Annotated in this window: 12 protein-coding genes and 1 pseudogene; 7 read left to right on the top strand and 6 right to left on the bottom strand. The window is 58.1% G+C overall.

Annotated features, from left to right (window positions below):
- Nucleotides 1–279, top strand: a pseudogene (locus AB9K34_RS08895) (DDE-type integrase/transposase/recombinase); the annotation flags it as partial.
- Between the two features lie 849 nt (nt 280–1128).
- A complete protein-coding gene (locus tag AB9K34_RS08890; protein ID WP_369954076.1) occupies nt 1129–1254 on the top strand; it encodes a TniQ family protein in 126 nt (41 codons plus the stop codon).
- A gap of 386 nt (nt 1255–1640) precedes the next feature.
- Here the strand turns inward: AB9K34_RS08890 and AB9K34_RS08885 are convergent, their stop codons facing one another.
- Genes AB9K34_RS08885 through AB9K34_RS08875 form a run of 3 tightly spaced genes read right to left on the bottom strand, consistent with a single transcriptional unit; the run spans nt 1641 to nt 5942 of the window.
- Nucleotides 1641–2846, bottom strand: coding sequence for a CaiB/BaiF CoA transferase family protein (locus AB9K34_RS08885; RefSeq protein ID WP_369954075.1), 1206 nt, complete (start codon nt 2844–2846; stop codon nt 1641–1643).
- 34 nt (nt 2847–2880) lie between these two features.
- On the bottom strand, nt 2881–4317 hold the full coding sequence (locus AB9K34_RS08880; RefSeq protein WP_369954074.1) for an aldehyde dehydrogenase family protein: 1437 nt from the start codon (nt 4315–4317) through the stop codon (nt 2881–2883).
- A complete protein-coding gene (locus AB9K34_RS08875) occupies nt 4314–5942 on the bottom strand; it encodes a GMC family oxidoreductase (protein ID WP_369954073.1) in 1629 nt (542 codons plus the stop codon). The genes AB9K34_RS08880 and AB9K34_RS08875 overlap by 4 nt, the downstream gene beginning before the upstream one ends.
- Before the next feature lie 98 nt (nt 5943–6040).
- On the opposite strand from AB9K34_RS08875, the gene AB9K34_RS08870 reads away from it, so the two are divergent.
- From AB9K34_RS08870 to AB9K34_RS08850, 5 genes are all read left to right on the top strand, one after another.
- A complete protein-coding gene (locus tag AB9K34_RS08870) occupies nt 6041–6736 on the top strand; it encodes a Crp/Fnr family transcriptional regulator (protein WP_369954072.1) in 696 nt (231 codons plus the stop codon).
- 329 nt (nt 6737–7065) lie between these two features.
- The gene (locus tag AB9K34_RS08865; RefSeq protein ID WP_369954071.1) at nt 7066–8064 is read left to right on the top strand and encodes a TRAP transporter substrate-binding protein; all 999 of its coding nucleotides are present in this window, start codon (nt 7066–7068) and stop codon (nt 8062–8064) included.
- A gap of 82 nt (nt 8065–8146) precedes the next feature.
- Entirely contained in the window at nt 8147–8650 is a 504-nt protein-coding gene (locus AB9K34_RS08860) for a TRAP transporter small permease (protein WP_369954069.1), read from the top strand.
- A complete protein-coding gene (locus AB9K34_RS08855; RefSeq protein ID WP_369954068.1) occupies nt 8647–9912 on the top strand; it encodes a TRAP transporter large permease in 1266 nt (421 codons plus the stop codon). The genes AB9K34_RS08860 and AB9K34_RS08855 overlap by 4 nt, the downstream gene beginning before the upstream one ends.
- Nucleotides 9913–10004: 92 nt before the next feature.
- Nucleotides 10005–11009, top strand: coding sequence for a DUF1214 domain-containing protein (locus tag AB9K34_RS08850; protein ID WP_369954067.1), 1005 nt, complete (start codon nt 10005–10007; stop codon nt 11007–11009).
- 278 nt (nt 11010–11287) lie between these two features.
- On the opposite strand, the gene AB9K34_RS08845 is transcribed toward AB9K34_RS08850, so the two are convergent.
- From AB9K34_RS08845 to AB9K34_RS08835, 3 genes are all read right to left on the bottom strand, one after another.
- Nucleotides 11288–11695 (bottom strand): DDE-type integrase/transposase/recombinase, encoded by a 408-nt coding sequence (locus tag AB9K34_RS08845; RefSeq protein ID WP_369954066.1) that lies wholly within the window; start codon nt 11693–11695, stop codon nt 11288–11290.
- Between the two features lie 555 nt (nt 11696–12250).
- The gene (locus AB9K34_RS08840) at nt 12251–12481 is read right to left on the bottom strand and encodes a DHCW motif cupin fold protein (RefSeq protein ID WP_369954065.1); all 231 of its coding nucleotides are present in this window, start codon (nt 12479–12481) and stop codon (nt 12251–12253) included.
- Nucleotides 12468–12986: a MarR family winged helix-turn-helix transcriptional regulator gene (locus AB9K34_RS08835; RefSeq protein ID WP_369954064.1), complete on the bottom strand. Its 519-nt coding sequence runs from the start codon at nt 12984–12986 to the stop codon at nt 12468–12470. Before AB9K34_RS08835 ends, AB9K34_RS08840 begins: the two co-directional genes overlap by 14 nt.
- Nucleotides 12987–13078 lie beyond the last annotated feature (92 nt).

Genomic DNA, 13078 nt, shown 5'->3' with positions numbered 1-13078 from the left:
AATGACAAAGCTGCCAAGCGCTTCATGGCGAGGCTGATCGCGCAATTCGGCCAACCAAGGGTCTTCGTTACAGACAAACTGCGCAGCTACATCAAGCCGATTGCCCATCAAGCGCCGGATGCTGACCATCGCGCGCATAAGCGTCTGAACAATCGCGCCGAAGGGTCGCATAGACCTACTCGAAAGCGCGAGAAACTGATTGGGTGGTTCAAATCCTCGCGGCAAGCCCAGAGATTTCTAGCCGCGCACGATCAAACCAACATCATCTTTCGACCTCGTTGATATAATCTCTCTGCTCCGTTCTGCCTCAATCTGTGTGGCGGAACTATCCTGAGCTTTGAACTTTCAGGAGGGATAGTCGTGATTTCAAAAAACACTGGTCGCCCGTGTGTCGCTGCGCCGAAATTAATCAGAATCTGATCTAAAATTTTAATATATATATCAATAGCTTGCCGTACCCTTATTGCCGTGCGGTCGGATCTGTGGATAAGTGCCGACCACATGGGGTAGGGATTGACGTGGTCAACGAGCGTCTTGCGAAACACCGCGCAACGGTTCTCCGTCCGATCCCGAAATCGAGAAGAGAGGCGAGCCGATCAGCGCGACTATTGGCGATGCTGCCTGGGAACTGGGTTTGGCGAAAAGTCATACCTGGTCGCTCTACCGGCGGCTGAGAGAACGATGCGCTTGCTGCAGCGCTGGAACTTGGCCGTCGCGGGCCGAATCCGGGATCGAAGCGGATCGCGCAAGAGGTCGAAGACGTCATCGACGCCACGCTGCGGCGCCACTATCTGGTCCGCGAGCGGTCGAGCTTTTTGCGGATCTGTCGAGAGATCCGTTCGGAATGCGAGGCGAAGGGCTTCCAGGCCCCGACCCGGAGGACGGTGAAGGCCCGGCTCGACGCGATGGATCAGCGAGAAGCATTCAGGAAACGATACGTTGCGCAGGAAGCTGACCAGGTCTTTTCCGCGCGTCCCGGCCGTCTCAAGGTTTTAGCCCCGCTTGAGGTCGTTCAGATCGATCATACGACTTCGGACATCACGCTGGTCGATCACGTCAATCGGCGGCCACTTGCGCGACCTTATCTGACGGTTGGAACATCCCTCGCCATCCCGCCGCTGCATTCGGGTGACGATCAAGCCGCTACCGTTTCGACCGCCACCAGCGCGTGATGAGTTGCTGTCCAGCTGGATCAATCGATTGGCGAAGGCCAATATCGTTCGATTGAAGAGCTTTGTGGCTATCTCGGATTGAGGCAGGGTATGGTGCCGGAATATGCGGGTGACTTGCTGGGAGCGAACTGGGTCCTGCTTCGCCGAGCGGTTCAGCGGCCTGCGGACGAGATTCTCGCCATGGCCCTTCCGGACACGAAGCATCAATCCGCCCGATGCGTGTCGCTGCATGACTTCCAATATTGTCCGATCTGCCTGGATAAACCGCCCGATCTTGTTCTTCGCCATTGGCGCTTTGCCTGATCGTTGACTTGCGAGGCCTGTGGCCGGGCCCTCGCGGTGAAGTATCCGAAAGTCGCGGTCTCAGGTCGGCTTCTTGTGCGTGCTGCTCGCGGTGCGGAAGCTCTGAAGCGCGCGTCTATAAACTGATAAAGCCGCGACACTACCATGCATCATACCGATCCGCGATCAGAGAGTGATGCCGTCGCGTTTCAGTGTCGCAATTTCCTCTTGGGAATAGCCGGCTTCACCGAGAATGGCGTTTGCCTGCTCGGACAGTTCTGGCGGGGCGCTGCGGACGCGACCGTTCTCTCCTCCGACGGTACAACCAAGGCCTGGAACGCTGATTTCCTGTTCGAGTGCGGGTACATAGACGGATTGAAGCGCATGCCGCGCCTTTACATGCGGTTCATCCAGAATTTCGGGCACCTCGCGGACCTTGCCACAGGGTACGGACACCTCGTTGAGGATACATTCCCATTCCAGCGCCGTTCTGGTGGCGAAGACGGCGGCGAACTGGCTGCCCATCAGATCGGCCAGTTCCGGGTGGGATTGCCAATCGCCAACGCGCGGATCGTCCAGCAGGTGTTGCAGACCGCATGCATGGGCCAGTCTCTCGGCCTGTGCCATCGTGTTGCCCACGACCACGATCACGCCGTCGCGGGTGTCGTAACACCCCGAAAACGGTGAACCGGAATAGGGTTTGTTGCCGGGACGTCCGGGCCTGCGCCTCGCGATCGACCATTCGGTGACGGAGGGACCAAGGATCGACAGGGCCGCGTCCAGCATCGCGCAGTCGATCACCTCGCCCTTGCCGGTGCGTTCACGTTGTACCAATGCCGCCGAGATCGCAAAGGCCGCCATCTGCCCTGCCAGATAGTCGACCAGCGGAAAGCCTGCCCTCACCGGGCCGCTTTCTTCGGTCCCGGTCACCGACATGATGCCCGACATGCCCTGGACGATGTGATCATATGCGGGCCGGTCCACCAGTGGCCCGGACTGCCCGAACCCTGTGATCGAGCAGTAGATCAGGTCGGGTTTGAGCGTCTGAAGATCCGCCGCGCCAAGTCCGAGTGCCTTCATCTTGCCGGGTCGGAAGTTTTCGACCACCACATCGCAGGTCATGGCGATACGCTTGAACGCTTCCTGCCCCTCGGGGGACTTGAGGTTCAGCGCAACTGACCGTTTGTTCGCGTTTTGGGTCAGAAAGCCCAACCCCATCTTCATTTCGCGCCGGGCCGGGTCCTTGTCATTGATCCGCACGATATCGCCGCCATTCGGATTTTCGACGCGAATGACATCCGCACCCAGCAGGCTGAGCTGATAGCCACAAAACGGTCCGGCGAGCACGTGGGTTGCATCGAGTATGCGAATTCCTTCGAGCGGTTGAGACATGAATTTTCTCCTGTGGTATAAGTCGATCCTGGCCTTAAAGTCCGACGATGGATTTCGTTTCGAGGAACTCTTCCAGCCCCATCTCGCCGTGTTCCCGGCCCTGGCCAGACATCTTGTAGCCGCCAAAAGGCGCGTCGAAACTCATCGTGGCGCCGTTGACATAGACGGAACCGGCACGCAGGCGCCGTGCGAGCGATGCGACCTGTGCGCTGTCCTGCCCACTGATATGCGCGGCAAGGCCAAAGGGGCTGTCATTGGCGATCTCGACGGCCTGATCCAGGTCGTCATAGGTCAGGATCGACAGCACCGGGCCGAAAATCTCTTCCCGGGCAATGCGCATGTCATTGGTCACGTCCGCAAACACGGTCGGCCGCACGAAGTGGCCACTCTTCAGCCCCTCGGGACGGCCCGGGCCACCGGCAACCAGGCGCGCTTCGTTTTGTCCGATACGGATATAGTCGCCGACGCGCTCGTACTGTTCGGCAGAGACCAGCGGCCCCATCATGACGCCTTCGGCGTCGGCCGGGCCGACTTTTAGACCGTCTGCAACGGCTTTCGCGATCGCCTCCGCCTCGGCTGCGCGGTGGCGGGGCACCAGCATCCGGGTCGGCGCAAAACAGACCTGTCCGGTGTTCAGCATCGTTGCAATGGTGCCGGTTTTCACCGCTCCGGCGAAGCCGTCGTCATCCAGAATGATGTTGGCCGACTTGCCGCCCAGTTCAAGGCACATGCGCTTGAGATTACTTGCGCCCGCGCGCGAAATCGCCACGCCGGCACCGACCGATCCCGTCAGGGTGATCGCGTCCACATCCTTGTGTGCCACGATATGCGCGCCAACAGTCGCGCCATAGCCCTGCACCATGTTGACCACACCGGCAGGCACGCCCGCGGCTTCGATTGCTTCGGCAACGAGAATCGCGGAAAACGGCGTATGCTCCGACGGCTTGGAGACCGCCGTGCACCCCGCGCCGAGCACCGCCGCCAGCTTTTTGGCAACGCTTGTGACCGGCCCGTTCCAGGGTGTCAGCACACCGACGACGCCCAGCGGCTCGCGCAGGACCTGGGCCCCGCCCATCTGCCGATCCCACGGAAAGTCTCTTACGGTCTGGGCGGTCTTGCCCCAGATGCCGATGCCGATGGCGACGTGAAACCGTTCGGTCAGATGGCGCGGACATCCCATTTCGGCGCAGACCGCGTCGATCAGGTCGGCGCGGCGCCTGTCCATCTCTGCACCTATCGCGTCAAGGAGATCCGCCCGCGCCGCAGGTGCCGTTTGCGACCAGGCAGCAAATGCGGACCGCGCGGCGGCAATCGCCGCGTCGGTATCCGCCAGAGTGCCCGCTGGCACATGGGCAAGTTCCGCGCCGGTGTTGGGGTTGTCCACGACGATTATGTCAGACGCATCCGCCGTAGCGACCCAGGATCCTCCGATGTAGAATTTCTGTGCATTGGGGTTGTCGAAAACACTCATGCCTTTGCGGCCTCCCTGATCAGGTCGCTGGCTTTCTCCGCCAGCATGATGGTTGGTGCATTGGTGTTGGAGGCCGGCATATCGGGGAAAACCGACGCATCCACGATGCGCAGCCCCTGAATGCCGTTCACACGCAGATCGGTATCGACCACGGCCCGCGCGTCATTGCCCATGCGCGCCGATCCGACCTGGTGCCAGCAGGTTTGCCCGGTCTCAAGCGCGTAGTCGAGCAGCCCCTGATCGTCGTCTGTGGCAGGGCCCGGGCGGGTCTCTTCGACAATCTGTTCGGCCATCGGGTGGCGCATCGCCACGTCACGTACCAGACGAAGCTGACGAATGGCGAAATCGCGATCATATTCATCGGTGAAGTAACCGGCGGTCATGTCGGGATCGGCATGCGGATCGTTGGACGTGGCGTGCACATGGCCACGGGATCTGGGATACAGTTGGAAGGTGCCGATATTGAAACCCGAATAGCTGTCCAGCCCGGCCTCGGCACTATTGGAATAACGGTCCGGTCCGCTGATCATGCCCAGTTGCAGCTTTACGGTAGAACTGCGCTCGTCTTGATCGAGACGACGAATGGCGTGCGACGTGACCGAGGGGTAAGTCAGGAAGCCCTTCTTGAAAAACACGTATTTCATGCCTTCCAGCAGCGTCTTGACCTTTGACGCCATCACATCGTTCAGCGTAACCGGGTGCCGCGCGCGATAGGTCATGCGCAGGTTGACATGATCGATCAGGTTTTCGCCGACTTCCGGGGCGTCATGGATCACCTCGATACCCAGTTCCCTGAGCCGCTCTGCCTGACCGATGCCCGAAAGTTCCAGGATTTGCGGCGTCTTGAGCGAACCGGCGCAGAGCAGCACTTCTCCGCGCGCGCGTATCTCCTGTGATCCGGTCTGACCGCGCACGACAGCCGCCACGGCGCGGCGACCCTCGATGACCAGACGCTCTACGCTGGTTTCGGTCAACACCCGCAGGTTGGGGCGCCCCGATACTGGTTTGAGGTATGCGACATAGGTCGAACACCGCTTGGCATTCTTGATCGAGAACTGCAGATGCGACACGCCGATCTGATCACCATCGTTGAAATCGTCATTAGTCGGAAAACCAGCCGCGTTGCAGGCTCCGAAAAAGCCGCGGGTTAGCGGATCCTTCGCTTCGAGCGTGCTTGCATTGATCGGTCCAAGAGCACCGCGGTGCTGGCTTTGGGGACCTTCAAAGCTCTCGCATTTCTTGAAGTAAGGCAGGATATCGCGCCATGCCCATCCTTCACAGCCAAGCCCGGCGATATGATCGAAGGCTTCCGCATCGCCACGGGTCCAGAGCATACCATTGACAGAGGACGATCCGCCCAGGGCCTTGCCGCGCGGCCAGTAGATTTTCTGCCCTTTCATCGCCTGCTGTTCACTGGTGAAGAACTGCCACAGCAGTCTGTCACCGGTCAGCAGCCGCGCGACCCCCAGCGGGGTTGACGCCCAGAACCCTGTCGGGTGCGGCCCGGCTTCGATCAATGTCACCTGCACTTTGGGGTTTTCGGACAACCGATTGGCAAGCACCGCGCCCGCAGATCCCCCACCGACGATCAGATAGTCACATTCCAGCGCCTGTTGCTCTTCCACGGCGATTCTCCGTTGTATACATATCTCCCTGTGAGCTTACGGAGTTAACTTCACGGCGAATGTCAGCGTTGTTACATTCGCCAGGGAGGATCGGATTGATGGCGAAATCGGTGGCGAAGATGCTGGGCGAGTTTAGCGATACCCATCATTTCCTTGACAGCATGTCCGAAGAACAGAAGGGCCGGTTGATCGCAATTTCTTCCGTGCGCCGTTTGTCACACCAGCAACAGGTGGCCACGCTGGGAGAGCCGGTCGATGGGATTTTCCTGATCATAGAAGGAAGTCTGCGGCTGGAGAGTTTCTCGGAAGACGGCGAGCGGTTCCTCGCCGGCGACTTTCTTGCCGGTGACATGTTTGGCTTCTTGGCAGTGCTTGACGGCAAACCTTCGGTTCACGATGCGACAGCACTTGGAGAAACGACAGTCATTTTCATCAATGGCGAGCGATTTCGTCAGTTCGTCTTTACCGACACGGAACTGACCAAACGTGCCGTTGAAATCCTGTGTCAGCGGCTGCGAATGTCTCTCGCAATGGTTACCCGCTTTGCTCCTGGCAACCAGACCAGCCGCGTCGTTCGCTGTCTTGTCGCTTCAGCGGATCAACTGGGGTTTCGCCCCCATGCCGGACACCAGATACGCATCACGATCAATCAGTTTGATCTTGCCGCAATGCTGTCGATCTCGAGGCAAAGCGTCCACCGGGTTCTTAAGGAACTCGAAGATGACGGATTGCTGTCGATTGGATATGGCGTGATTAATGTCCATGATTTGAATCGATTGCGTGCTTTGCAGTAGATGACCGCCGGCCTATGGGGACCCGCTTTTGACAGGCCTGTTGTTGGAAGGCATCTGTGACGATCGCCTCTCATCGATATATCTGAACGACCGCTGCCTTCCCAACAGAATTAATTTCGCGAAGCCGTGCGCGATCAGTATGACACAGACGCCGCGCCCACTGGATCTGCGTGGATGCCACATTCAATTCCTGTTTCGCGAGCGGTCAGATGATTTGCTGTACTTATCGGTGTTCGAATTCAGCAAGTCGGAACTGTAACAGATTAGACAATCCTTCATGACAACAAGCGCTAGTGAGCCAAGGGAACCATATGTCAGGGAGGAAGTTCATGAATAAGTTTGCCATTGCCGCGATAGCCGCGCTGACCGTTGCGTCTTCCGGGGTTGCGACGGCAGAACCTGTCACGCTGAAAGTCGCTCTGGGTTCGCCCGAGCCGACCATCTGGTCGGATCAATGGCGCAGATATGAGCAGAAAGTGGAGGAGATGTCAGGCGGCGATATCCAACTTGACCTTTTCTATGCCGGGCAGCTGGGATCGATGGGCGACACCCTGAAAAGCACGTTGAGCGGGCGTGTGGACATGTGGTCGGGATCGGTTCCGATCCTGTCGAGCGTATCGCCGGAATTCAACACTCTGACCTTTCCGTTTCTTTTTGACAGCGACGAGCAGGTCACCTGCGTGGTGCCCAAGATGCTGGAAAAGGCACAAGAGGTCGCCGGCAAGAAATACCATTTCCTCGCTTTCCAACCGATCGAGCATCAGGCAATGGCAGGATCGGAACCGATCACCGCGCCAGAGATGTTGAAGGGCAAGAAGGTGCGCAGCGCACCATCGCAGTCTTCGATCAACTTTTTCCAGGCCGTCGGCGCAACCCCGCTGCCGCTGCCTGCGGAGGAAACGCCCTCGGCCGCCAGCACGGGGCTGGTCGAAGCGGTGAACTTCGGGCTGGCCTATGCGATGGCATCTGGGCTGATGCAGAGCCTGCCGGTCTATACACGTGCAGACCTTCAATTCAACCTCGGCGCGACCATCGTGTCGCCGCGCACTTGGGCAAAGCTTGACGAAGACCAGAAGAGGATCATGACCGAAGCTCTTTCGGTCATCGGCTTTGAGCAGAGCACCCGGGAAATCCTGGATTTTGAAACGGCCATGATGGACAAGCTCAAGGAAATGGGCGGTGAGGTCATTTTCCTCGATGACAGCCAGAAAAAGGCCTGGACCGATGCGGCACGCGCGACCTGGGATCAGTCGCTGGGCGAGTTGCGTGGCGATGCGGGCGCGTTCTTCGAAGCCGTGAAGAGTGCGAAGGACAGCTGTCCGTCCTGAACGGGAGCGCACCCAAGGCAAATGTTATGGCGCAGCTTCTGCTGCGCCGTGACGATCTAAACCTTAGAGGGGGGGTGACTTTATGACAAGCGCATTCAAGATATATCTCAATGCGACGCTCTCGGTTGAAAAGGCGATTGTCGTCATCACCTTTTTCGCGATGTTGGTTGCCATTTCCGCTGATGTCATCGGACGCGAATTTTTCGGTCAGGGTGTTTTCGGATCGGTAAAATTTGCTGTCTATGCGCTGATCCTCTGCGCGATGGCCGGTTTCGGAATCGCCACAGCGAGCGGCAGTCATTTACGCCCGCAATTTCTTGATTTCGTAACGGCGGGACGGCGCGAAATGCCTGCGCGCCGACTCGGCAGAGTCGCTTCGGCCGCGATCCTCGTGATGCTGGCCTGGGGCGCGTGGGAAATGGTCGCCTTCTCGCGCATGATCGAGGAGCGCGACATCACCCTTGACTGGCTTGTGTGGCCGATCCAGCTCGCGCTGCCACTCGCCTTTCTTCTGTCTGCAATGCGTCATCTGATCTACGCGGCGGACCCTCGGTTGATGCCCGAGGAAGAGGAGTTCAAGGAATGATGACGCTTCTCCTGATCGGGCTGGTCGTCCTGCTCCTGATCCTGCGGGTCGACCTGATCCTGATCCTGATGTTCGTTGCCGCATTCGTTCATCTTGTCTGGGGTGCCGGTGCGCTGGAGTATTTCCTCCAGGACATGTGGGCGACAATGGATCGCGAGTTGATCCTGTCGGTGCCGTTGTTCATTCTCGTCGGTTCGGTGATGAGCCGTGGCACCATCGCTGAGCGTTTGATTGCGGTCATGATCGCCTTGACGCGTCCGTTTCCGGGCGGGCTGGCCGTGGCGACCATCCTGTCCTGCGCTGTGTTCTCCGCAATTTCGGGGTCATCCATCGTTACGATGCTGGCAGTGGGATCGGTGCTCTATCCGGCGCTGACCGCACATGGCTATTCGCGCAGATTCGCAGTCGGTGCATTGTGCGCCGGTGGCACATTGGGAATTATCATTCCGCCGTCTATTCCGATGATCCTCTATGGTATCGTGACCGAGGGGAATATCTCCGACCTGTTCCTCGCCGGGCTGGGGCCGGGCCTGTTGCTCACGACGGTCTTCTCCTTTTATGCGATCGTCATCAACTGGCATATCCCGCGAGAACAGTTTTCGTTTTCTGAACTTGGCCAGTCCATCTATCGGGGCATTCCGGCGCTTTTAATGCCCGTGATCCTGCTTGGGGGAATATACAGCGGATATTTTTCCCCGACCGAAGCGGCCGCCGTGGCCCTGCTCTATGCGATCGCGGTGGAAACGCTGCTTTTCCGAGAGTTGCGGTTCAAAGACTATCGCCAGCTCTGCATCGACTCGGCCAAGCTGGTGGGGGCACTGTTTCCGCTCATTGCCGTCGCGGTCAGCCTGAACCTCGTGATTGCCGAACACCGCGTCCCGCAGGAGATCATCGCCTTCATGAGTGAACACGTCCAAAGCGGCACTGCGTTCCTGTTGCTCATGAACCTTCTGCTGCTTCTGATCGGGTGCTTCATGGACACGGCTTCGGCGATCGCGATCGCAGCGCCGCTGCTGAAGCCTCTGGCCGCAGCCTATGGAATCGACAACACACATCTTGGTGTGATTGTGGTGCTGAACCTTGAAATCGGCATACTGACGCCGCCGCTGGGCCTGAATCTGATCGTCGCGATGACGGCATTCAAGGAACGGTTCGGCTTCGTTTGCAAGGCGGCGCTGCCCTTCGTGGGGCTGATGCTGCTCTGCCTGCTCCTCGTCACGTTCCAGCCCTGGATCGCGATGGCGCTGGTCGATGCCTGGTAGGGGCATTGTCCAGCGATTTAGCCACCCGACACCAAATGTGTTAACATAACTTGGCGTTACAGAGTCTTGCAGCAGCAAATCAGGAGACAACCATGAATTGCGGATGGCATTTGACGTTCAGCCTGGCGTTCGTTGCGTCAGCTTCGGTGGCTGAGGAGATCGTTACCCCGGAAACCTATATCCGCGCGGAGGCGGATTTCGCCTTCGCTCGATTTTACAGGAATGCCGGCAGCGATGTGAATCGTTTCTATTATATCCGTGAACCCACGCCGCTCGATGCACAGGCAGTGATACGGATGAATCGCGACACTCTGTACGCCGGGGCGGTCGTCGATACAGAAGGCGGAGCGACGCTAACAATCCCCGAATTCCCCGATGATCGCTATTTTTCGATCCTGGTCATCGACAATGATCACTATGCATCCAAGGTTTTCTATGAGCCGGGCACCTATGACATTCCCGACGACACGAAATACGTTGCCCTGATCCAACGCATTCAACTCATGGATCCGGGCGATCCCGCCGATATCGCTCTGATCAACGATCTGCAGAACCAGTTTACCATCGAAGCCACAAGCCACGACCTGTTCCCGACACCGGAATGGAATGCTGACAGCATGATGACTCTGCGCTCGGAATACGAGAAGGAGTTCCAGAAGTTCGCGCAGTACGAGCCCGACTGGATGGGGCAGCGGGGTGAGGTCAACGAAGATACACGACACCTTGCAGCGGCAGGGGCTTGGGGACTTTTCCCCGAAAAGGACGCCGTCTATATCAATTACAAGGGACCGGAGTCTTCCGACACCTGTTATGCGGGCACCTACGAAGTTCCGCCGAATGATGCTTTCTGGTCGATCACCGTTTATGGTGATGACGGTTTCATGGAGAGCAACAACAACATGATCAACGACCGCAACGTGACACTCAACGATGACGGCAGTTTCACCGTCCATTTTGGCTCTGTCGAAAACTGCGGCGAACAGCCCAACCGCGTCGACATCAGCGAAGGCTGGAACTTCCTGTTGCGTGTCTATCGTCCGGGTCAGGCCGTTCTGGATCGCAGTTATACCTTGCCAGAGGTCGAAGAAACTTCCTGACAATGCCGATGAAACGGCATTGCCGACAACGTTGTTGCGGAAGTCGTAGGTCCAGGTGACGCTCTCGGCATCGTAAATCCGCAGCATCTCGCCAGGGATTGCCATTTGTGGCCATCTCCCTTTTTGTAAGTATTTTCTTGTGATTTTGATATTTATGCATAGCGGTCATTTGTCCGGCCTGTTTGACCGTTGGCCTGATCAAGTCCGCGAACCGGGTCCCTATGGGACTGTTGCGTTAATTTGAAGAGTGCAGCCGCGGGGACTTTCATCACCGGAGGTCATGCGGTGCCGCCAAAGAGGCCGTCGATAAAGGCGATCTCACCACGGACACCTGATTGTTTGTAATGGATGTGGCCACGTTTGATGGTTCGGATGGTTTCTATCCCGCTGAGGGTCGCTTTGGCTGTTCGCAATGATCGAAAGCTCTGACAGTACCCAAGGAGCCGCTTCATGGCGGCGTGGTCGCTTTCGATCCGATTGTTGCGCCATTTTCGGTCGATGTGCCGGATGCTGTCAAAATGCGGGTCATAGCCGTGGTTTATCTCGCGGATAACGCGTCGATAGCTGTGCGCCTTGTCCGTCACAATTGTAACAGGCCGATGCAGGCGCACACGCTCGATCGCCTTTTTGAGAAAGGCTTTGGCGGCTTTGGCATCCCGTCGCGCCGTCAGCCGGAAATCGACCATCTGCCCATTTGCATCGATTGCACGCCACAAGTAGCGCCACTTTCCGCCAACGCGGGATGTAGGTTTCATCCACGTGCCAATCGACGCTGGCACGGCGTAGGTGCTTCTCGGTTCGCTTGGTCAGCTCAGGTCCGAACTTCTGAACCCAGCGATACACCGTCGACCGATCAATCGGAATGCCGCGCTCTGCCAGGAGATCGACGACATCCCGGTAGGACAATGGATAGCGCAGGTACCAACGAACGGCACAAAGTATGATATTACGCGGAAAACGGTGGTGCTTGAATGGGGAGCTACGCGGCATGCTCAACCTCAAAAGCCTGACCTTGGTAAAACCCGTCGATTAATGCAACAGTCCCCATAATTGTGTCCGCTGGAGCCTGTTTGCAGCCCTCGGGAAAATTTGCGACGGAACCCTGCATTGGAGGAAAAAACGCCGCCGTGGTCTTCCTGCCAGTCGACGAGAAAAACGCGAGCGCCCTCATCTGTGACGACGCGGTCGTGCAGCATCGCCGTGATCTGAAATGCAAGAGTTATCTCCTGCCGCTAAAGGCATCACGCGTCCGTCGGCGAGTTCCACGTCCAGTGCGCCGTCGAGACAAGCAGTACATGGCCGATGTCGCACCAGTGATCGGCCAGATATCCCGCGCCGTAGTCCACCACTCGCACGCGCAGGTCGCCGGAGGTGAAGCTGCGCGACATCGATGTGCCGGTCTGGCCGGGATATTCATGCGGGGTCACGCCGTTCCAGTCGAACAAGGTGAAAGGTGTTTCAGGCAGCTCCATTCGCTTTTCCTTTTCTCGAATTAGGCGAGACTTTCATAGTCACCGTATCGGTGAGCTGGGGGCCGGCGGCGATCTTGCGAGCCAGGGCAAAGAAGGTTTCGCGTTCTTCGTCGGAAAGGGGTGCGAACAGCTCTTCCTGCCGTCGGAAGGAGGCGGCCCTGATCTCAGCAAGCAGCGCCTCGCCCGCCGGGGTGGCGAAAAGCTCTTTCTCGCGCCCGTCGTTGGGCGAGGGGTGCTGTTCTATCAGTCCCCGGGTCTCGAGCAGGGCGGCGGCGCGGCTGATCGTGTTCTGTGGTCGGGGGAACAGCGCCTTGACCTGCTTGGCGCGGATGCCGGGGAACATCACGATGGCAAAGAGCGTCGACCAGGCGTGCACCGGCATCCTGTAAGTCTGTTCGATATAGCGATTCGTCACCGCGTTGTTGCCCAGCACGATATAGCTGATGAGCATCAGGTAACGCAGGTCGGATGCAAATATCTCATCCAGCTGATTTTCAACGTTCATTTGCAGGTTCCTTGTACGTTCGGCAGCTGACGAAAGAAGCTCCCGGCTTTTTAACTTGCCAGATACATCCAAATGGATCAATCTTTGAGCGT

It is taken from the genome of Sedimentitalea sp. XS_ASV28, assembly GCF_041224545.1.
Taxonomy (GTDB): Bacteria; Pseudomonadota; Alphaproteobacteria; order Rhodobacterales; family Rhodobacteraceae; genus Sedimentitalea.
Note: the sequence above shows the minus strand (reverse complement) of the source record. Positions and strands in the feature narration are given on the sequence as shown.